This is a genomic window from Sutcliffiella horikoshii (assembly GCF_021991925.1).
GTDB classification, from domain to species: Bacteria; Bacillota; Bacilli; order Bacillales; family Bacillaceae_I; genus Sutcliffiella_A; species Sutcliffiella_A horikoshii_F.
In genome coordinates this window covers 53179-71902 of the sequence record NZ_RXZI01000001.1, presented here as the reverse complement: position 1 = coordinate 71902, position 18724 = coordinate 53179, and the positions used below count along the sequence as shown (strand labels likewise).

Genomic DNA, 18724 nt, shown 5'->3' with positions numbered 1-18724 from the left:
GTTTTATTCGTGTTTTATGCTTGATGAGTGAAGTACTATGAGTATCTTTTCTTGGATAGATTTTTACCTTTTGATGAATGGATTCATTTTCAATATGATTTTTTAAGGAGATTTTCTTTATGAACCCTTTGATGACAATCTCATTCCGGTTTTTCATCCAAGATAGTCTTTAGAACCCTATAATGACAATCTGCTCCCGGTTTTTCATCCAAGATTGTCTTTATGAACCCTATAATGACAATCTCATTCCGGTTTTTCATCCAAGATTGTCTTTATGAACCCTATAATGACAATCTCATTCCGGTTTTTCACCCAAGATTGTCTTTATGAACCCTATAATGACAATCTCATTCCGGTTTTTCATCCAAGATTGTCTTTATGAACCCTATAATGACAATCTCATTCCGTTTTTCATCCAAGATTGTCTTTATGAACCCTATAATGACAATCTCATTCCGATTTCTCATCCAAGATTGTCCTCAGCCAATCGATAGATCTTCATAATTAGTTATCACTTCCTAAAAGCTTTCTGTCATATTCCAAACCAAAAAAAGCAGTAGGGCTGTTAATCATGCCCTACTGCTTGAAAACGCCGCTTATTCGTATTTTTTAAACACAATTGTTGCATTATGGCCGCCAAAGCCTAGTGAGTTGCTCATCGCAGCTTTGACCTCTTTGTGTCTCGCTTCGTTCGGTACGTAATCAAGATCACACTCGGGATCTGGTGTATCCAGATTGATCGTTGGAGGAATGATTCCATTTTCAATTGCCTTAATGGTAAAGATCGCCTCCACGCCTCCTGCTGCTCCCAGCAAGTGTCCTGTCATCGATTTTGTGGAACTAATGGCTACATTATTTGCATGGGTACCAAGCACTTCTTTGATTGCAAGTGTTTCAAACTTGTCGTTATACTCGGTGCTTGTACCGTGTGCGTTTATATAATCGATATCGCCAGGTTGAAGGTCCGCATCTTCAATGGCCATTTTCATCGCACGCACTCCACCTTCCCCACCTGGTGCAGGTGCCGTAATATGGTGAGCATCTCCTGTAGCGCCGTATCCGACGATTTCGGCGTAGATGCGAGCACCACGTGCCAATGCATGTTCCAGGTCTTCCAAAACGACAATCCCTGCGCCTTCCCCCATGACAAAACCATCACGGTTGGCATCGAAAGGTCTGCTTGCTGTTTTTGGATCGGGATTTAATGACAATGCTTTTGCCGAGCTGAAGCCCGCAAAAGACATTTCCGTAAGTGGGGCTTCCGTACCTCCAGAGACCATAACATCGGCATCTCCGCGTTGAATGACTTTAAAAGCATCTCCAATAGAGTTCGTTCCCGTGGCACAAGCTGTAACCGTACAGGAGTTCACTCCTTTCGCACCTAAGGCGATACTGATTTGACCAGTTGCCATGTCAGGAATCATCATTGGTACAAAAAACGGGCTTACACGACGAGCACCTTTCTCTAAAAATGTTTTATACTGTTGTTCAAAGGTTTCCATTCCACCTATTCCAGAACCTACCCAAACTCCCACTCTAGGGGCAATTTCATCTGTGATTTCTAAGTTAGCATCTTTTACAGCCATGAAGGAAGCTGCGATGGCATATTGGGTAAAGCGATCCATTCTTCTCGCTTCTTTTTTATCCATAAAGTCTTCGGCATTGAAGTTTGTAATTTCGGCAGCTACTTTCGCAGGGAATTTTTCGCTATCAACCCTTGTTAATGGCCCTACACCCGAAACTCCTTTAATAGCGTTTTCCCACGCCTCATTTACATTCAATCCAATTGGAGTCACTGCTCCAAGCCCTGTTACCACTACTCTTCTTTTAGGCATTTGCATATTGTCCTGCTCCTTCCACCGTTGTATCCGAATTAATATTTATTATCTTCCCCATCTGATGGCAATTGCTCCCCATGTTAATCCTCCACCAAATCCTACCATAACTACTAAATCATCGTCATGTATTTTTCCATTTTCCAATTCCTCGACAATGGAGATAGGAATGGATGCTGCAGATGTGTTTCCATATTTCTGAACGGTCATGGACATCTTCTCCAGAGGTAGGCCAAGTCTTTCCCTTGCGGCTTCCATGATCCGAATATTAGCCTGATGAGGGATAAGGAAGTCTACATCCTCTTTTGACAAGCCGGCCTTCTCTAGAACATTTACTGCCGATTCTCCCATTTGGCGGACTGCAAACTTGAACACTTCCCGGCCATTCATCACAATGGTTTCATCTTGGTATAGATGTTTTGCTCCCGTTCCATCTGCTCCGAGCTCGAAAGATAAGATCCCTCTTCCTTCTGAGACGGGGCCGATAATGGTTGCGCCTGCTCCGTCACCAAACAGAACAGCTGTATTTCGGTCTTCCCAGTCCACAATTTTGGAGAGCTTCTCAACACCTACTACTAAGACATGTTTATAGGTGCCTGCCTCTACAAATTGCTTCGCTGTAATAATTCCATACATAAATCCAGCGCAGGCTGCACTCATATCAAAAGCACATGCCTTTTTAGCCCCTAGGCGCTCTTGGATCATGCAGGCAACGCTAGGAAAGGGGTTATCTGGGGTTACTGTGGCGACAATAATCATATCTAGTTCTTCTGCCGTGATTCCAGCATCCTTCAAAGCCTTTTCTGCGGCAAAATAAGCCATATGCGAAGTATCCACATCATCCGTTGCGATTCTTCTTTCTTCTATGCCGGTTCTTGTTTTTATCCATTCATCTGTCGTGTCGACCATTTTTTCAAGATCTGCATTGGTTAAAACTTTTTCAGGTACATATCTTCCAATTCCTAGTATCCCTGCATTCATAGATATAACACCTATCTCTCTTTTGGACTTTTTATCAAAAAAAACTTATTATCAATTATTATGACTTGGTACTAATTTTAACGTATTCTAATCATCTTGACAATATATAAATGCCTATTTTATAAGGAACCCCCTTATTTAGACCAAAGCCCATCCCATTTTTTTCAGCCCGCATATGATAGTCTCAGGAGGGGATAAATGTTGACTTGGAGAGGTGATATACATGAGTGAAGAACAACAAGAACCTATAAAGGAAGAACGTGACGTGGATCCATTCACTAGAATGATGTTTGGTAGTCCTCCTAGAAGAGAAATGGTAGAGGAAAACCCAGCGAACAAGCCAGAAAAAGCTAATACAGACTATTATGCCCTTATGGAACAGGTGGATTCCATTATGGAATCAGTAAATAAATTAAAGCCAATGTTAAAAGAATTCTCCCCGCTATTGGATTATTTTAAGAAATAGCAAAAAGACTATCCATCGATCAATGATCACATGGATAGTCTTTTCTTTACTCTAGTTTATTTTGTAAATATGATTTTACGTATTGCTAAATCCACCGTTTTATTCCTTAATGTTGCGCTCTTTTTCCTGCTGTACGATGAAAACTATGCCCATTTTATTGTATGGAAGCGGCAAGAAGCCCTTACTCTATATCTAACGCGTTCTGTTTTCCCAATTCGTATGCTTCATCCATCACTTTGGTTAATAGGGTGACCAATGGCTGAATATGTTGGGGCTCAAGTTCTAATCCTGTTTCATCAAGCATCTGTTTTGCTTCTGGTAAGTATTTCATAGCTATTGCCATATACTGCATGGTTCTATCTTGTTCCATTTGATAACCTACTTTCTATTTTTCGTTCGGTAATAAACCGGAATTTTTGTATTCTTCAATTTGGTTATGGATATTTTCTTGGTATTCTTTGCTTACCAATGGACTGAATTTACCAAGAGATATCACTTCATCTTTGAAGTCAAAATATAAATTTCCTGAATCCAGTTCGCCTGAAAAATGACGCCTTGCCACAAGTTCATATAAAGCTGGGATATGTTGGACCGTACTTGTTATGACTGTGTTTTCCCCAAGGTCGGACTGATCGGAGACGAATCCCACGGCATAAAGACCTTTTTCCTTCAAACTATTAATGATTGGAACATTAAAGCCGTCGCCAGCGGGGTATACAACATCCACTTCCTGCTCAAGCATATTGTCTAGTATGTCCAAGGCCTTATCCGGGTCATCCCAATCCTGGGTATAGTCTATCAACACCCTCGCATCCGGGTTTTCATGAAGCACACCTTCAAAGAAACCATCCACTTCCGGCTGCCATTCAAAGGCTGCAATGATCCCAATGTTGTTGGTTTTACTCATATGACCTGCGACCATTCCCCCAAAGAACCCCATTGCGTTGGCCTCAAAGTTTAAGCTTGTTACATTTTCACCTTGAGCTTCTGAATTAAAACAAACAAAATGTATATTTGGATAATCCGATGAGATAGCGTTGAATGTCTGAGCATATTCACTTCCATGGCCAAAAATTAAGGTAACCCCATCCTTATGAAATTCTTCCACCGCTTTTTTAATAGATGAATCTGTATGTATTCCTTCTTTGTAATACACATCAAGGTCATATTCGGTCTGTATGCGCAAAAGGCCCTTATATCCCTTGGTTCCCCATACTTGATCACTCACTGTATCCGGAACTAGCAATCCGACTTTTTGATCTCCACTGTCAGGAGTAGTTTGTCCACATGCAGATAAAAGAAGCATTAATAGAATTATTGCCATTATTGTTTTTTTCATGTATGTACCACCCCCTAGTGCCCCAAAGGAATCCCTCATATTTCCTATCCTCCATTTTATATTGTACATGCTTTGAATACAAAGGAAAAGTTAATATTCTGTAAAAACCATTTGGAAACGAGAGGGATTCTCTATTGTCTTTTAATCTAGTTTCAGTTTTTGCCTCATTTGTTTTCTTTGTGCTTGAAGACTTTCTTTCATTGTCAAACTTTGCTGCACCATGTAATCTGTCACCTTATCCCATTCACCATCAGGACTTACATCTGCCAGTAAAGTCAGATGGAGTAGATCCATTAATTCTTTAAGCGCTTTTGGATTTTTGTTTTTGAAGCGGACTACTTTCTCATGGTCATCCGTATTTGAGAGTTCGTAAATGGCTTTGACAACGTCCTCGACATATAATACATCCGTATCTTGGAGGGCAATAGGTTGATGTTCTTTTTCATCCATTTCTTCTTGAAGCCTTCTATGGACTGCTTCCTCTTCTCCTTGCCACGGACCGACTATCATCGGCAAATAGATGGCCAAGCAATTAGTTCCTTCCTTCCGTTTCTTTTTTATCTTATTCGAAAAGTCGATGTTTTTCCTGTAGTTTTTATAGGAAGAGATAAGTACAAGCTTCTTAGCTTTTTCTGCAATAGAAAAATATGTCGCTTGATTGGTTTGGTCCAATCGTTCCATTCTATCAATGAAATAAAATGCAATATCGGCATCTTTCTCTAAAGGTTGATCCAGTTGAAGATGAAAAAAAGCATTTCGTCCGATTCCCATCAGCATTTCATGTGCTCTTTCGTCCATCTTCTCTGACCATTCGAACCCTATTACTTCCACTTCATGATTCATGAGCTCTTGGCAAAGGGCAAAACCAACTTGAGATGTAGCACCGACAACCACAGCATTTTTCATCACTTTCCACTCCATCCATCATCATTGATATTGTATCCTTATGCATGGAAACATAATAATAGTCCCTATACCATGAGAGATGAAATGGGACTTTTCATAATTTCTGTTCATATTTTTTAAAGAACTGACATATAGATGGACCGTATGAATACCTTTTCTCCACAAGGTGATAGGTAACCGCAATTGGGGATTTGTGCTGTTGGCGTAGTTCTTCATACCTTTTACAATGAAGATTTGGGTCAAAGGAGAAATTGGTTGTGGTTTGCCATATTTTCACCGGCAACGAATTATGCTGGAACCGATGGAGTTCAGGAAAACCTTCATACTCCTCAAAATCATTAATCGGTACATTATAAGCCTTCGCTATCTCATTTCTGATTTTTTTATAAAAGAATTTCCTATCTTTTTCTTGAGCCAGTTGGGCTTTCAAGTCCATACACGGGTTGATGAGGGCGACCGAACGAATCTGTTCCCCTAGCTCTTCCATCAACTGCAGGGCTGTCAGCGCTCCCATACCTTCCGCAATAATATGAATTTTATCATTCAATATTTCTTGTTTCATCATGATATGATAAAGCTGCTTGGCATGCAGTACAGATTTACTGCTTCCCCAATGCGTCCCGTAAAGATTAGAATAAAAAAGTGTATATCCACATTTCAATATTTCTTCCACAATTTTGTTCCGACCAATATGCTGTAACCACAGACTATTCTGTTCATCAACGAAATGGTTGGTATCCCCGATGATAAGACAGCCAAAACCATTAGGCTTTTCCGGTACATGTACAGCATTCCATTGACCGCCCATTTGAAAAAATCGTTGATTTATGCTCATCCGATTCACCATACCCTCCAATTCACGAACTCATATAATCTATGCTATGTAGATAGGCTTCGTGATGATTAGTGCAAAAGACCACATTTAATGATAATGCTCCATAATTGTTATGCATTTATCCGACACCTATATTAAAAATAGCCAAATAATAAAAAGGAAGGTGCAAATCTAATCCCTTCCCACTTCATCGTATTGAAGCTCTTCTCTTAACATATCCAAAGTCCGTTGCCCCAGTTCCGTCAAATTACTGACCTCTTGATCAAGTAGCATTTTCAGTTCAAGAAGCTTTTCATTACTATTCATCATTTAACAACCCCTTTTTCGACTAAGTTAAACATATTTACATTTATTATATGTGCTAGTTGTGGTAAAATATCCTCTGAATGAGTTTCGAAATAATCAAATGGAGGGGGAGTCACAATGCGCGCATTTTGGACTATTTTCTGGTCACTTCTTCTTATAAACATGGTTGCTTATGTTGTTGCTAACATGCAGGGTGATACATATAACTACGTATTAGCTTCAATCATTGCGGTCGTTTTCGCTGTATTAGTCATGCTGATCGGGGAAGCGTTACCAAACGATCCCGTTGAAAAGCACTAATATCTGAAAAAAGAACTTGCTCCCCAGGGACAAGTTCTTTTTTTGTCTTCGTATTATTTATTAGTCACCGATCACGAGTTTTCCTTCTTTCACATCAATAATTATTTCTTGAAAATCTTGGATGGTCCCTTTGATTATCTCCTTCGCAATAAGGGTTTCCATGTGTTTTTGTATAAACCTCTTCAATGGCCTTGCTCCGTAAACAGGATCATAGGCATTGTCAGCAATAAAGATCTTCGCATCTTCTGTTAGATGTAACGTAAGATGCTTGTCTTCCAAACGTTTCTGTAAATCCTTGATTAGCTTTTCCACAATAAGACCGATTTGATTTTTGGATAATGGTGAAAAGATGACGGTATCATCAATGCGATTTAATAGTTCCGGTCTGAAGTGATTCCGTAACTGTTGCAACACTTTATCTTTCACTTCTTCCGAAAGGGCATCCTCCGTATTTTCCAATAAGACATGGGAGCCGATATTGGAGGTCATGATAATTACAGTGTTTTTAAAATCGACCGTCTTTCCTTGTGCGTCCGTTATTCTCCCATCATCCAACATTTGCAACAGGATATTGAATACTTCCGGATGGGCTTTTTCCACTTCATCCAACAAGACGACGGAATAGGGCTTCCTTCTTACCGCTTCTGTAAGCTGTCCCCCTTCTTCGTAGCCAACATACCCTGGGGGCGCTCCGATCAGCCTTGATACCGCGTGTTTCTCCATATATTCGGACATGTCAATCCGTATAATCTGCTCCTCACTATCGAAAAGGGATTGAGCAAGCGCTCTGGCAAGCTCTGTTTTCCCGACTCCTGTAGGTCCAAGAAAGATGAAAGAACCGATTGGACGGTTAGGATCCTTGATACCTGCTCTTGCACGGATGACCGCTTCTGAAACAAGTTGGACTGCTTCCTCCTGCCCTACTACCCTTTCATGGAGGATTTCCTCCAGCTTCAATAGCTTTTCTCTTTCCCCTTCCACAAGCTTTGTAACAGGTATGCCTGTCCATTTTGCCACAATGCCGGCAATTTCTTCTTCTGTTACCTCTTCTCGTAGAAGCTGGTTTGTTTCTTTTTTCTGCTTAGCCTTTTCCTCCAATTGTAATAGCTCTTTTTCTAGGCTTGGTATTTTGCCATGCCTAAGTTCTGCGGCTTTGTTTAAATCATAATTGTTCTCGGCTGTTTCCAAATCACGTTTGGACTTCTCCAACTCTTCCCGTTTCACTCTGACTAGCTGGATATCATCTTTCTCCAGCTGCCATTGAGCCTTCATAGCGGAAGCCTGTTCTTTAAGATTGGCCAATTCATTTTGGAGCTGTATGAGTCTTTCCTTGCTTGCTTGGTCCTTCTCTTTCTTCATGGCAGCTTCTTCAATTTCCAGCTGCATCACCCTTCTCGTCACTTCATCCAATTCAGATGGCATCGAATCTATTTCCGTTCGGATCATGGCGCATGCTTCGTCCACAAGGTCAATTGCCTTATCTGGTAAAAAGCGTTCCGAAATGTACCGGTTGGATAAAACTGCGGCAGATACAATGGCACGGTCATGGATGTTCACCCCATGATGGATCTCAAAGCGTTCTTTAAGTCCTCTTAAAATGGATATAGTATCCTCTACCGTCGGTTCTTGCACAAGAACCTGTTGGAAGCGGCGCTCCAAAGCCGGATCTTTTTCAATATATTTTCTGTGTTCATTTAAAGTAGTGGCCCCAATACAATGCAGTTCCCCCCGGGCAAGCATCGGTTTGAGCATATTCCCTGCATCCATTGAGCCTTCCGTCTTACCGGCACCCACAATTGTGTGAAGTTCATCAATGAAAAGCAGGATCTGTCCATCGCTTTTTTTGATTTCATTCAGAACGGCTTTCAGTCGTTCTTCAAACTCCCCCCTGTATTTGGCACCTGCCACCAGCGAGCTTAGGTCAAGGGAGAATATTGTTTTGTCCTTCAGTCCATCTGGGACATCCTTTCTTACGATACGCTGCGCCAATCCTTCCACTATAGCCGTTTTTCCGACACCTGGTTCACCGATAAGGACAGGGTTGTTTTTTGTCTTTCTGGATAGGATTCTGATTACCCTGCGGATTTCCTGATCTCTCCCGATCACCGGATCAAGCTTTCCGCTTTTCACCTCTTCAATCAAGGCCCTTCCATATTTCTTTAACGCTTCGTATGTAGATTCCGGTTCTTTAGAAGTCACTTTTTGGTTCCCCCTTATTTCCTGTATGGCTTGCTGTAGATATGCTTCATGGAGATTGTATGTATTGCTTAATTTTTTTAATGGATGGCTCATGCTATTTTGATGGAAAAGAGCAAGAAGAATATGTTCGACGGAAAGAAAATCATCCTCCCATTCATTTTTCCATTCATCAGCTTTTTTGAAAGTTTGGTTTAGTTGATTGCTTATATATGCATCACTTGAGGCGCCACTTACTTCAGGCTTTGATTTCAGTAGACCATTAAGATCCAATTGAAGCGCCTGAGTATCTACTTTCAGCTTTTGCAGGACTCTTTCTGTAAGTCCTTCATACTGCTGAAGCAATGCAAGAAAGAGGTGCTCCTGTTCAATTTGCTGATGATTCATCTTTTCCGCAAGACTCTTGGCCAACACGATGGCCTCCTGTAGCTTGGTGGTCATTTGGTTGATGTTCATATTGGTATCACTCACTCCTTTTGGGCAATGGAATTTATCACTTTACATATCCAGATTTGATATAGTTACAATAACGGAGAAAATAGTCAAAATAACCGAAAAATTAGTCACAATCGGGAAGAAAAAAGTTACAATCCTCATTAAGATAGTTACAATCAAGCAAATAAGAGGTCCAGGTCCGATTGATGATACGTTCACCTTTACTTACGAACCTTCTATCTCAAAAGTTCCCTTGTTTATTTGCATAGTATCTATCCAAAAAAGTCACCCTCTAATAAAGAGGATGACCTTATAAATTACGGACGGCGCTTCTTCGCCCACAGTCGGTTGTGATTGGAGGTTTCGGGAAATGTGTCCCCAGCTTTCAGGTTGATTTTCTGAGGATGTTTGACGCCACTGCCAGTCTCCCCGATTTCCAAATAGATACCGTTGTTAGGCGCTTTTTGCCCCGGTCTGAATTGTTGATTCTGGCCCATACGATTCCCTCCTATTGTCAGATCATGAACTTCTAATTAGGCAGACAGTATGTGCATTGAGAAAAAAATATCTCCCTACTATCATTCCCAATGAAGACATTTTCATGACCGGATCAACTGGTTGGTGGGCTATCCATTATTAAGCAATTGTCAGGACTTCATGTTTGGAGGCAAGATCAATAAAATGTGCCATGCCACTTACTTCGCCGCTTATCAGCCTCTGCTCGACCTCATAATGATCCACACATGTTTTACATGCATAAACAGGTACTCCTGATTCATGGATCTCTTTCAAGTGTACAGACACGAGAGAATCTTCCGTTAGCGTGTACACCCCTGTATTCATCAGGAAGATTGCCTCTGGCTTATCTTCGCGTTGCTTTAGAATAGTGAAAAAAGTTTCTAGGACACCCTCTCCCAGCGCTTCATCCCCTCTTCCCAACTGATTGGAGCTGACAAGTATCACCTTATTTTTCATGATCTTTCTCCCCTTCCACTCTTGTATGTATTTTCAGTCTGTAACGTTCAACGCAATCTTTGCAAGGCGGGACATTCGATCTTTGCTCCACGGCGGGTTGAACGTGATGTTTACGTCCACATCATTGATTTCTTCCACTGGTGCAAGCTTCTTTTTGACGTCCTCGACAATTTCTCCTGCAAGCGGACAGCCAATGGAGGTCAATGTCATCGTAATATCCACATTGTTGGATGCATCAATCTCCACATCATATACCAGACCAAGATTTACTATGTCTACACCAAGCTCCGGATCCTCCACTTCCTCTAATATTTCCATCACTTTATCTTTTAGTGCTTCCTGCATGATATCTCTCCTTTTCACTTTCTTGAAGATAATCGGCAAACCAATCCACTGTGGCCAAAACACCTTCCCTGCTTACCTTATGATCTGCATGCTCATCTACGAGTACCTGCATATTATTCGGCTTACTTTTATAATAACCTTTATTCACTTTTACAAACGTCAGTAACGGATCAATCGGAACCTCTTTGTCCTGTTTTCCGTGCCAACATAACAGGGGTCTTTCCTTTAGTGTGGCTGGATCGTTGGCTAAATCATATGGATCTAACTTTGCAAAGTATGATTCTAACTGGGCTTCATCAAAAGGTAACACAAATCCAGCTTCAAGGAATTTATCAACTTTATAACGTGCAAAGTCACGATAATTTGGACAGCCCATCAAACTGACTGCCGCTTTTATCCACGGATATCTTTTCAATGCACCGAAGGTCACAATTCCACCCATGGAGGTACCTGCAATACCAATATCCGTCTCCTTCGTTAAACCTGTTTCAATCAGATGTTCTTTTAGAATGTCTATCTCATGGATAGTTTGTATGACAATTTCCCAGAACGCCTGCATCATTTCGTGATTCTTCAGCCCGCTGTCCCGATCTCCATGATGAATACAGTCTGGGAGGATTACCCGAAATCCCTTTTCTGCTAAAAGGTAGGCATAGTGCAGATTATTCTCCTTCACACTTTGAAACCCATGTATAAAGATAACAGTAGGTTTCGCTTTTGAAAAGGATTGTGCATCACAGACATGAAGATAAGAAACCGCTCCCGCTTTCTGTTTGACAACATTAATCATTGGACTTCCCCCTGACCTATTTTTACCTCATTTTTCCTATTCAGTCTAGTCTTGTCTAGTTTATCATGTAGACAAGCAAAATTGAAAAAGGTTACACTTGAAACAGGAATATTTTTTATGAAGGAAAAAAGGAGATATGATATGGTGGAAAAACATCTGATTGCCGTAGATTTAGACGGAACATTGCTAACCGATGATAAAAGAATCTCCAGACGCAACAAATCGGCTATACAAAAAGCCATGGACCAAGGACATGAAGTGGTAATCGCAACCGGAAGACCTTACCGTGCAAGCATCATGTATTATGAAGAAATGAACCTGACTTCTCCCATCGTGAACTTTAACGGTGCATTTGTGCATTATCCTGGAAACGATGATTGGGGAGTTTACCATGAGCCACTTTCCATTGAAACGGTAAAAGAAATTATTGAAGTAAGCGAAAAATACAAAATACATAATATCTTGGCCGAAGTGATGGACGATGTTTATTTTCATTTTCATGATGAAAAGCTATTGGATATCTTCGGCTTTGGCAACCCAAAGATTGAAACAGGTGATCTTAGACAAGTGTTAAAAAAGGATCCAACATGTATTCTTATCCATGCTAGCGAAGACGAAGTGCCAAAAATCAGGAAATACTTATCCGAAGTACATGCAGAAGTGATTGATCACAGACGTTGGGCTGCACCTTGGCATGTGATTGAGCTTGTTCGCACAGGAATGAATAAAGCCGTTGGTTTAAAAAGGGTGGCCGCGCATTATAATATTCCGCAGGAAAACATCATTGCTTTTGGGGACGAGGATAACGATTATGAAATGATTGAGTATGCAGGAACTGGTGTTGCCATGGGCAATGCCATCGATGGGCTGAAAGGCAAAGCCAATGAAATCACGCTAAGCAATGAAGAAGATGGAATTGCCGTGTTTCTGGAAAAAAAGCTGAACCTTTAGGACCAATATTTGCCCTTATAGAAAGGACCTTTTTTACTTAGACTACATAGTGGGCAAGTAATTGTCCGATTTGAAAAGGGGGGCTTTCATAATGGGTAGAAGCAGCAAATCAAAACGTTTTGTTCAGCAGGGTAAAAATTCTGTACAGCTTCATGACCAACAAATCCCTTATCACTTGACGATGGAACAAGCAGAAGAGCGCAAAGCACATCAAGCAGAACGCAATTCTCTTGGAGGGATATAATTATGGGAAATCAATTATTCCAATCCGCTCGTGAAGCCGTCAAGAATGCGGTAAAGGGCAAGCATGATTCTGCATCTGAGCATAACAACACACATGATTATTCATCGGAAGTCGATTCGAATTCGATGAGTGTTGCTAAAAACGCATTATCCTCCGCTTATGCAAACTCCACTGAAGCTGAAAAAGTTCAGCTTAGGGAATTGCAGGAAGAACTTTTCAATAGTCAGCAAGAAAGATGACATGTAAACAGCGCACAGGCCATCATGGCTTGTGCGCTGTTATTATCCTAATATGGCTGCAGTATTGCAAGTGGTTTGACTCCTAAAGAGTTGTGAGGAGGATCAACCACCGCCCCACGGAAAGAAAAAGAGTTAAATGAGCCATATTAATCTTTCCGGAAGAAGCCAAAAATGCCGGCCGTTTGAACAATATTAGTAAACGCATTCGGGTCCGCTTCCTTTAAGATCCGCTCCAAATCATACATCTCATAACGTGTGATAACAATCATCAACATTTCCTTATCTTCCCCAGTAAATGCACCCCGTGCCGGAACTGACGTAATACCACGAACCATTTTCGCATGAATGGCTTCCTTCACCGCTTGCCCTTTTTTCGTCACAATCATCGCAGTCAGCTTTTCATGACGAGTATGGATCGCGTCAATGACACGAGTGGATGCGTAAAGGGTCACAAGGGTATATAACGCTTTTTCCCAACCAAATACAAGACCTGCTGTCACAATGATCACTGCATTTAAGGCAAAGAAGTATGTTCCTACAGGCTTGTCTTTCATTCTTGATAAGATCATGGCGATGATATCCAATCCACCTGTGGACGCCCCCCATTTCAGTGTCAGTCCGACACCAACAGCAGCAATGACACCACCGAATACGGCGTTAAGCAAAATATCATTATTGAATGAGTAAATCGGTACAACTTCCAGGAAGAACGACATAAGGAATACACTTAAGAAACTATAAATGGTAAAAGACCGCCCTACCTTCTTCCAGGCTAAAATCGTAACGGGAATATTCAAGAGCAATAATGTAATACCCGTGGATATCGTAAAGGGTAGAAAATCCTCAGAAATACGGAAAATCAGCTGGGAAACACCAGTGAACCCGCTAGCGTAAACATCCGCCGGAATCAAAAAGAAATTCATTGCAATTGCATTTAAAAATGCTCCCACTAATACAATAAGCACCTTTTTTATATGTTGTTGTACATCCATTTGGCCTATAACCTCCTAACAGCCTACTGCCTTATTTTATGTATTTTTCCTCTTTTTACCCTTCTGAAACGATAAACTTGTTTTCTTTTCTTGAAGAGTGGTTCATTAATAGGTAAACTTGAAAAAAGGAGCATTATTCCTCAAATGGAATTATCGTCAGTTTTTCACATATAGCTTAACCCATGCTTGTTAGTATAATAAAGAAGGTGACCTTATGACAATAAGAATTATTGCAGATAGTGCCAGCGACTTACCGAAAGAGTTTTTCACAAACGAAAAGGTGGACCTTATTCCTCTGAAAGTACTGTTCGGTGAAACCGAATATGAGGATATGGTCACCATTGATTCATCCAAAGTGTATGATGCCATGCGAGAAGGCCAAGTGGTCAAAACATCACAAGCCTCGCCAGTGTTTATGAAAGAGCTTTTCACTCAAGTGGCAAAGAAACAGGAAACCGCCGTGTACGTAGCTTTTTCTTCCGAATTATCAGGTACATATCAAACAGCGGTTCTTATGCAAAAAGAAGTAATGGAGGAGTACCCTGAACTTGACTTGACTATCATCGATTCCAAGTGTGCATCGCTTGGGTATGGTCTTGTAGTCAAGAAAGCTGCCGAGCTGGCTAATGGTGGAAGATCAAAAGAAGATCTATTAGCTTCCATTGAGTACGACATCACCCATATGGAGCATGTGTTCACTGTGGACAACCTGGATTACTTGGCACGTGGCGGCCGGGTAAGCAAAGCCTCTGCATTTGTAGGGGGATTATTGAATATCAAACCTTTACTTCATATGGAAGATGGAAAATTGATTCCTTTGGAGAAAATCCGGGGCCGAAAGAAAGTCTTGCGCAGGATGGTGGAAGTCATGCGGGAACGTAATGGTTTTAATAGCGAAGCACAACGGATCGGGATAAGTCATGGAGACGACCTGGCAACCGCACAGGCATTAAAGGAAATGATTATGGAGGCTTGTGATTGTAAAGACTTCACCATCACCTCTATCGGTTCTGCTGTCGGTGCCCATGCTGGCCCAGGAACCATCGCCTTATTCTTCCTAAACGGGAAAAAAGCGTAACTCATAACTTTATTATGAAAGGACAACCTATTCCTATCCATCTCAGAAAGGGGTAGGTTTTTCTATGCCACATACAAGCGATAACGATAAAAAAGCGAAAGATAACAATGCTAAACGTCATGAAAAAAACATGCAACGTGAAAAGAATGAACAAAAAGGTGAGCGTCAGTATTCGAAGAAGACGGACCATTTGTAGGATAATAAATATAGGAGTCGCTTCTTTTAGGAAGCGGCTTTCTTTTGTAGTAAAAAAGCAGTCCACTAAGTGAACTGCTCCCATATCCAATTTAATTCTCTTCTTCCTTCTTATACGTCCAGCCCTCAGACTGCCTAATCAAGCCCTGTTTCAACAACTTACCTATCGCACGTTTAAAAGCGGCTTTGCTGATATTGAATTGGTCCTTGATATCTTCGGGTGCACTTTTATCGCTGTAGGGCATCGCTCCGCCTCTAAGCTCCAAGTAATCCATAATCACTTGTGCATCATCATCCATGGCTTCCTGTTTGCGTGGCAACAATGATACATTGATTGTTCCGTCGTCCTTCACATCAATGACTCTTCCTTCTACCACCTGGCCCAATCTTGGTTCTTCCTTGCGTTCGGAGTTATGGATGAAGCCTACATAACCCTCATTTGAAATCATATAGCTACCTACCTTTAAAAGACGGTAGATGGTCCCTTGAATGTTTTGATTTAAGATATTGGATGGTGCTTTAATGGAGCGGTCAAGCATCACATCCTGCGTAGCAAGCTTTCCTATCAGTTTACCACGGCGATCCGTTTTCACACGGCAAAGGAGGTGGTCGCCAACTTGGGGCCATATTTTCTCAAATACAGGAAGATCATCTGCAGGAATGAGGGCATCCTTAGCAATCCCAATATTGATGAATGCACCAAGCCCTGGCAACACTTCCACCACTTCCATCCACTCATGCCCATTAAGACCCTTTGGAATAGTCATCGTTGCAGTGATGCGACTCTTTTGGTCCGAATATAAGAATACCTCTACCGTTTCATCTTCCCCTAATTCCCTTGTCGCTTCATTTTTGTGAAGAAGTATGGTCTCTTCCCCATCTGTTAACATATATCCAAGCGGTGTCTCTCGATCGACCGTCAATTCCAATACCGTACCTGTTTCCATCATTATTATGTACCTTCCTTTTTACGCATTATTATATGGTTTGTTTAAAGAATACTGTTGATTTTTACAGCAACCTAGCTGTTGATTGGAGCAATAGGCGAAGACTCCAGCGGGAGAGTAGCGACCATCATTGAGACCCCGCAGGGCGTAGCCCGAGGAGGCTCAAGGTCGCCTCGCGGAAAGCGAAGCCGTTTGCGGAAATTAACAGCGGTGTTCTTTAAAGCCTAATATATAAAGTGTACCTGACTTTGATTAAGTTGTCCAAACCGCTTTATTCTACTATAATTAAGAACAGAAAGCGATGTTTTTCTTACCATTACCATTTGGTAAAATTTTAACCTATGCTGGAGGGATTTCCATGGCAAAAGAGAGTTCTTTCGATATCGTCTCTAAAGTCGATCTGTCTGAAGTGACGAACGCCATCAATATTGCGTTAAAAGAAATTCAAAACCGATTTGACTTCAAAGGATCTGTGAGTGACATCAAACTTGAAAAAGAAGAAATCGTTCTTCTTTCTGATAGCGAGTTCAAACTGGATCAACTGAAAGATGTAATGGTCAGCAAAATGATCAAACGTAATGTTCCAACCAAAAACATTCAATACGGTAAAATTGAAGATGCTTCCAAAGGTGCGGTGCGTCAACGCGGAAAGCTCGTTCAAGGCATTGATAAGGACAATACGAAGAAAATCAACACCATCATCAAAAACTCCGGTCTAAAAGTAAAAACACAAATCCAAGACGATCAGGTACGTGTGACAGGAAAGAATCGCGATGATCTTCAACAGGTGATTGCTGCCCTTCGTGAGGCTGACTTGGATATCGACCTGCAGTTTGTGAACTACCGATAAGTCCATTTAAAGGTGCCCCGTCCTAAAATGACGTGGGCACTTATTTTACAAACAGGCCCATAAGCAATTCATCCGAATAGGTTCCATCCTCAAACTTCACATGCCGTTCTTTTCTCCCCTCTATCTTAAACCCCAACTTCTTGTAAACATGTATCGCTCGTTCATTATGCGCAAATACTTCCAGGCAAACCTTTTCAATTTCAGCATCTCTTTTAGCCCAGTCAAGCAACTGTGCAATCATGTTGCTGCCTAGCCCATTGTTGCAATATTCTTCTTGGATGCTGATCCCAAACATGCAAATATGCTGTACTCTTTTTCTTGAACCCTTTGTGGCATTAAGCATTCCTATTATTTTTGAGTCTTTTTCTGCTATAAGGGTCAAATATCCTTTGTCTTTATTATCTTGTAACCACTTTACTTCCTCTTCGATGGTGACATGGAATTCTTCCGGTGCAGTTAATAGATTGCGTCCTTCTCCATATACTTTTCTAGCATGTATCAGGAGTGCCTCTGCATCTTCTAGTCTTGCTTGTCTAATCATCATATTTACTCTCCCCTTTTTTCTCCCATTGGATAAATTATAGGTGATTTTCTAATAATAGGAAAGATTATTGGAGGTGCTTAATATGTCAGAACAGCAGAAACAGACGCTCCCACCACAGCATCAAAATCAGCAGCCTGGTTTAGAGTCCGAGATGACACCAAAGCCGAAGTCAGAGGACCCGACCTATAAGGGAAGTGGAAAATTAAAAGATAAGGTCGCAATCATCACTGGCGGCGATAGCGGGATTGGAAGAGCAGTTGCCATTTACTACGCAAAAGAAGAGGCAGACATAGTGGTTGTGTATTTAAATGAACATGAGGATGCCAAGGAGACACAAAAACAGGTTGAGCAAGAAGGCAGGAAGTGTCACCTGATTTCCGGAGACATTGGCGAGGAGGCATTTTGCAAGCAAATTGTGGATGAAACCATGGCCAACTTTAACAAAATAGACATCCTTGTCAACAATGCGGCGGAACAGCATCCACAAGAGAGCATTGAGGATATAACAGCAGAACAGCTGGAGAAGACATTCCGGACGAATATTTTTTCTTTTTTTTATTTAACAAAGGCAGCTCTTCCCTTTCTGGCAAATGGGAGTAGCATCATTAATACTGCTTCCGTGACAGCTTATGCCGGGAATGAGCTACTTGTGGATTACTCGGCAACCAAAGGGGCAATTGTGTCCTTTACACGCTCCCTTGCCTTGCAACTCGTTGGAAAAGGGATACGAGTTAATGGTGTAGCTCCTGGACCTATTTGGACACCATTGATTCCTTCCACTTTTTCTAGTCAAAAGGTGGCAAGTTTCGGAGCGAATACTCCGATGAAACGTCCCGGTCAGCCTGAGGAGGTAGCACCGAGCTATGTGTTTTTGGCAAGTGATGATGCCTCTTACATGAACGGCCAGATGTTGCATGTGAATGGCGGGAAGATTGTGAATGGGTAGGTAGTTTATTGGATGATGATTGAAACTTG

At 41.4% G+C, this 18724-nt stretch carries 24 protein-coding genes; 9 read left to right on the top strand and 15 right to left on the bottom strand.

All coding sequences use genetic code 11. The annotated features are described in order from the left end of the window. Positions 1 to 596: 596 nt before the first annotated feature. Positions 597 to 1835, bottom strand: coding sequence for a beta-ketoacyl-ACP synthase II (fabF, locus tag EKQ44_RS00325; RefSeq protein ID WP_237662521.1), 1239 nt, complete (start codon positions 1833 to 1835; stop codon positions 597 to 599). A 48-nt stretch (positions 1836 to 1883) separates the two neighbouring features. Next, positions 1884 to 2816, bottom strand: a complete 933-nt coding sequence (locus EKQ44_RS00320; protein WP_237661536.1) for a beta-ketoacyl-ACP synthase III — start codon at positions 2814 to 2816, stop codon at positions 1884 to 1886. Positions 2817 to 3039: 223 nt separating this feature from the next. On the opposite strand from EKQ44_RS00320, the gene EKQ44_RS00315 reads away from it, so the two are divergent. Continuing rightward, entirely contained in the window at positions 3040 to 3282 is a 243-nt protein-coding gene (locus tag EKQ44_RS00315; RefSeq protein WP_237661535.1) for a hypothetical protein, read from the top strand. A gap of 181 nt (positions 3283 to 3463) precedes the next feature. Here the strand turns inward: EKQ44_RS00315 and EKQ44_RS00310 are convergent, their stop codons facing one another. The 5 genes from EKQ44_RS00310 to EKQ44_RS00290 form a co-directional block, all read right to left on the bottom strand. Continuing rightward, positions 3464 to 3652, bottom strand: a complete 189-nt coding sequence (locus EKQ44_RS00310; protein WP_237661534.1) for a ComZ family protein — start codon at positions 3650 to 3652, stop codon at positions 3464 to 3466. Between the two features lie 15 nt (positions 3653 to 3667). Then, positions 3668 to 4621 carry a BMP family ABC transporter substrate-binding protein gene (locus EKQ44_RS00305; protein WP_237661533.1) on the bottom strand — a complete coding sequence of 318 codons (954 nt, stop codon included), beginning with the start codon at positions 4619 to 4621 and terminating at the stop codon, positions 3668 to 3670. Between the two features lie 141 nt (positions 4622 to 4762). Next, positions 4763 to 5527 carry a hypothetical protein gene (locus EKQ44_RS00300; protein ID WP_237661532.1) on the bottom strand — a complete coding sequence of 255 codons (765 nt, stop codon included), beginning with the start codon at positions 5525 to 5527 and terminating at the stop codon, positions 4763 to 4765. 94 nt (positions 5528 to 5621) lie between these two features. Next, positions 5622 to 6362 (bottom strand): alpha/beta fold hydrolase, encoded by a 741-nt coding sequence (locus EKQ44_RS00295; RefSeq protein WP_237661531.1) that lies wholly within the window; start codon positions 6360 to 6362, stop codon positions 5622 to 5624. A 171-nt stretch (positions 6363 to 6533) separates the two neighbouring features. Beyond that, positions 6534 to 6671 (bottom strand): hypothetical protein, encoded by a 138-nt coding sequence (locus tag EKQ44_RS00290; RefSeq protein WP_237661530.1) that lies wholly within the window; start codon positions 6669 to 6671, stop codon positions 6534 to 6536. A gap of 114 nt (positions 6672 to 6785) precedes the next feature. On the opposite strand from EKQ44_RS00290, the gene EKQ44_RS00285 reads away from it, so the two are divergent. Then, complete coding sequence (locus tag EKQ44_RS00285) at positions 6786 to 6968, top strand: YjzD family protein (protein WP_237661529.1); 183 nt, start codon at positions 6786 to 6788, stop codon at positions 6966 to 6968. Positions 6969 to 7028: 60 nt separating this feature from the next. On the opposite strand, the gene clpB is transcribed toward EKQ44_RS00285, so the two are convergent. From clpB to EKQ44_RS00260, 5 genes are all read right to left on the bottom strand, one after another. After that, a complete protein-coding gene (gene clpB / locus EKQ44_RS00280) occupies positions 7029 to 9620 on the bottom strand; it encodes an ATP-dependent chaperone ClpB (protein WP_237661528.1) in 2592 nt (863 codons plus the stop codon). A 296-nt stretch (positions 9621 to 9916) separates the two neighbouring features. Then, positions 9917 to 10096 (bottom strand): YjzC family protein, encoded by a 180-nt coding sequence (locus tag EKQ44_RS00275; RefSeq protein WP_047971104.1) that lies wholly within the window; start codon positions 10094 to 10096, stop codon positions 9917 to 9919. Between the two features lie 139 nt (positions 10097 to 10235). Then, positions 10236 to 10574, bottom strand: a complete 339-nt coding sequence (locus tag EKQ44_RS00270) for a DsrE family protein (protein ID WP_237661527.1) — start codon at positions 10572 to 10574, stop codon at positions 10236 to 10238. A gap of 33 nt (positions 10575 to 10607) precedes the next feature. Beyond that, positions 10608 to 10922: a metal-sulfur cluster assembly factor gene (locus EKQ44_RS00265; protein ID WP_237662520.1), complete on the bottom strand. Its 315-nt coding sequence runs from the start codon at positions 10920 to 10922 to the stop codon at positions 10608 to 10610. Beyond that, complete coding sequence (locus tag EKQ44_RS00260) at positions 10897 to 11709, bottom strand: alpha/beta fold hydrolase (RefSeq protein WP_237661526.1); 813 nt, start codon at positions 11707 to 11709, stop codon at positions 10897 to 10899. The genes EKQ44_RS00265 and EKQ44_RS00260 overlap by 26 nt, the downstream gene beginning before the upstream one ends. A 144-nt stretch (positions 11710 to 11853) precedes the next feature. Here EKQ44_RS00260 and EKQ44_RS00255 point away from each other — a divergent pair, with 144 nt between their 5' ends. From EKQ44_RS00255 to EKQ44_RS00245, 3 genes are all read left to right on the top strand, one after another. Then, entirely contained in the window at positions 11854 to 12660 is an 807-nt protein-coding gene (locus tag EKQ44_RS00255; protein ID WP_331254644.1) for a Cof-type HAD-IIB family hydrolase, read from the top strand. A gap of 91 nt (positions 12661 to 12751) precedes the next feature. Then, complete coding sequence (locus EKQ44_RS00250; RefSeq protein ID WP_010192046.1) at positions 12752 to 12904, top strand: hypothetical protein; 153 nt, start codon at positions 12752 to 12754, stop codon at positions 12902 to 12904. Positions 12905 to 12906: 2 nt separating this feature from the next. Next, complete coding sequence (locus EKQ44_RS00245; protein ID WP_237661524.1) at positions 12907 to 13143, top strand: DUF3813 domain-containing protein; 237 nt, start codon at positions 12907 to 12909, stop codon at positions 13141 to 13143. A gap of 146 nt (positions 13144 to 13289) precedes the next feature. Here the strand turns inward: EKQ44_RS00245 and EKQ44_RS00240 are convergent, their stop codons facing one another. Next, positions 13290 to 14135 (bottom strand): YitT family protein, encoded by an 846-nt coding sequence (locus EKQ44_RS00240; protein WP_237661523.1) that lies wholly within the window; start codon positions 14133 to 14135, stop codon positions 13290 to 13292. Positions 14136 to 14349: 214 nt separating this feature from the next. Between EKQ44_RS00240 and EKQ44_RS00235 the strand changes: the two genes are divergently transcribed. Next, positions 14350 to 15213, top strand: a complete 864-nt coding sequence (locus EKQ44_RS00235) for a DegV family protein (RefSeq protein WP_237661522.1) — start codon at positions 14350 to 14352, stop codon at positions 15211 to 15213. Between the two features lie 64 nt (positions 15214 to 15277). Then, the gene (locus EKQ44_RS00230; protein ID WP_082852400.1) at positions 15278 to 15409 is read left to right on the top strand and encodes a DUF3941 domain-containing protein; all 132 of its coding nucleotides are present in this window, start codon (positions 15278 to 15280) and stop codon (positions 15407 to 15409) included. A 91-nt stretch (positions 15410 to 15500) separates the two neighbouring features. Here EKQ44_RS00230 and EKQ44_RS00225 read toward each other — a convergent pair whose 3' ends face one another. After that, positions 15501 to 16355 (bottom strand): CvfB family protein, encoded by an 855-nt coding sequence (locus tag EKQ44_RS00225; RefSeq protein WP_237662519.1) that lies wholly within the window; start codon positions 16353 to 16355, stop codon positions 15501 to 15503. A 358-nt stretch (positions 16356 to 16713) separates the two neighbouring features. Between EKQ44_RS00225 and EKQ44_RS00220 the strand changes: the two genes are divergently transcribed. After that, positions 16714 to 17205, top strand: a complete 492-nt coding sequence (locus EKQ44_RS00220) for a YajQ family cyclic di-GMP-binding protein (RefSeq protein ID WP_010192059.1) — start codon at positions 16714 to 16716, stop codon at positions 17203 to 17205. A gap of 40 nt (positions 17206 to 17245) precedes the next feature. Here the strand turns inward: EKQ44_RS00220 and EKQ44_RS00215 are convergent, their stop codons facing one another. Beyond that, positions 17246 to 17749, bottom strand: a complete 504-nt coding sequence (locus tag EKQ44_RS00215; RefSeq protein ID WP_237661521.1) for a GNAT family N-acetyltransferase — start codon at positions 17747 to 17749, stop codon at positions 17246 to 17248. An 82-nt stretch (positions 17750 to 17831) separates the two neighbouring features. Between EKQ44_RS00215 and EKQ44_RS00210 the strand changes: the two genes are divergently transcribed. After that, complete coding sequence (locus EKQ44_RS00210; RefSeq protein WP_237661520.1) at positions 17832 to 18695, top strand: SDR family oxidoreductase; 864 nt, start codon at positions 17832 to 17834, stop codon at positions 18693 to 18695. The last annotated feature ends 29 nt before the right edge of the window (positions 18696 to 18724 follow it).

Excerpts from the sequence above, each read along its gene's own strand:
- EKQ44_RS00300 (WP_237661532.1), bottom strand. The coding sequence starts at position 5,527 with ATGAAAAATGCTGTGGTTGTCGGTGCTACATCTCAAGTTGGTTTTGCC.
- EKQ44_RS00305 (WP_237661533.1), bottom strand. The coding sequence starts at position 4,621 with ATGAAAAAAACAATAATGGCAATAATTCTATTAATGCTTCTTTTATCT.
- clpB (WP_237661528.1), bottom strand. The coding sequence starts at position 9,620 with ATGAACATCAACCAAATGACCACCAAGCTACAGGAGGCCATCGTGTTG.
- fabF (WP_237662521.1), bottom strand. The coding sequence starts at position 1,835 with ATGCCTAAAAGAAGAGTAGTGGTAACAGGGCTTGGAGCAGTGACTCCA.
- EKQ44_RS00275 (WP_047971104.1), bottom strand. The coding sequence starts at position 10,096 with ATGGGCCAGAATCAACAATTCAGACCGGGGCAAAAAGCGCCTAACAAC.
- EKQ44_RS00310 (WP_237661534.1), bottom strand. The coding sequence starts at position 3,652 with ATGGAACAAGATAGAACCATGCAGTATATGGCAATAGCTATGAAATAC.
- EKQ44_RS00290 (WP_237661530.1), bottom strand. The coding sequence starts at position 6,671 with ATGATGAATAGTAATGAAAAGCTTCTTGAACTGAAAATGCTACTTGAT.
- EKQ44_RS00215 (WP_237661521.1), bottom strand. The coding sequence starts at position 17,749 with ATGATGATTAGACAAGCAAGACTAGAAGATGCAGAGGCACTCCTGATA.
- EKQ44_RS00295 (WP_237661531.1), bottom strand. The coding sequence starts at position 6,362 with ATGAGCATAAATCAACGATTTTTTCAAATGGGCGGTCAATGGAATGCT.
- EKQ44_RS00240 (WP_237661523.1), bottom strand. The coding sequence starts at position 14,135 with ATGGATGTACAACAACATATAAAAAAGGTGCTTATTGTATTAGTGGGA.
- EKQ44_RS00245 (WP_237661524.1), top strand. The coding sequence starts at position 12,907 with ATGGGAAATCAATTATTCCAATCCGCTCGTGAAGCCGTCAAGAATGCG.
- EKQ44_RS00210 (WP_237661520.1), top strand. The coding sequence starts at position 17,832 with ATGTCAGAACAGCAGAAACAGACGCTCCCACCACAGCATCAAAATCAG.
- EKQ44_RS00285 (WP_237661529.1), top strand. The coding sequence starts at position 6,786 with ATGCGCGCATTTTGGACTATTTTCTGGTCACTTCTTCTTATAAACATG.
- EKQ44_RS00250 (WP_010192046.1), top strand. The coding sequence starts at position 12,752 with ATGGGTAGAAGCAGCAAATCAAAACGTTTTGTTCAGCAGGGTAAAAAT.
- EKQ44_RS00270 (WP_237661527.1), bottom strand. The coding sequence starts at position 10,574 with ATGAAAAATAAGGTGATACTTGTCAGCTCCAATCAGTTGGGAAGAGGG.
- EKQ44_RS00230 (WP_082852400.1), top strand. The coding sequence starts at position 15,278 with ATGCCACATACAAGCGATAACGATAAAAAAGCGAAAGATAACAATGCT.
- EKQ44_RS00315 (WP_237661535.1), top strand. The coding sequence starts at position 3,040 with ATGAGTGAAGAACAACAAGAACCTATAAAGGAAGAACGTGACGTGGAT.
- EKQ44_RS00235 (WP_237661522.1), top strand. The coding sequence starts at position 14,350 with ATGACAATAAGAATTATTGCAGATAGTGCCAGCGACTTACCGAAAGAG.
- EKQ44_RS00225 (WP_237662519.1), bottom strand. The coding sequence starts at position 16,355 with ATGGAAACAGGTACGGTATTGGAATTGACGGTCGATCGAGAGACACCG.
- EKQ44_RS00220 (WP_010192059.1), top strand. The coding sequence starts at position 16,714 with ATGGCAAAAGAGAGTTCTTTCGATATCGTCTCTAAAGTCGATCTGTCT.
- EKQ44_RS00320 (WP_237661536.1), bottom strand. The coding sequence starts at position 2,816 with ATGAATGCAGGGATACTAGGAATTGGAAGATATGTACCTGAAAAAGTT.
- EKQ44_RS00260 (WP_237661526.1), bottom strand. The coding sequence starts at position 11,709 with ATGATTAATGTTGTCAAACAGAAAGCGGGAGCGGTTTCTTATCTTCAT.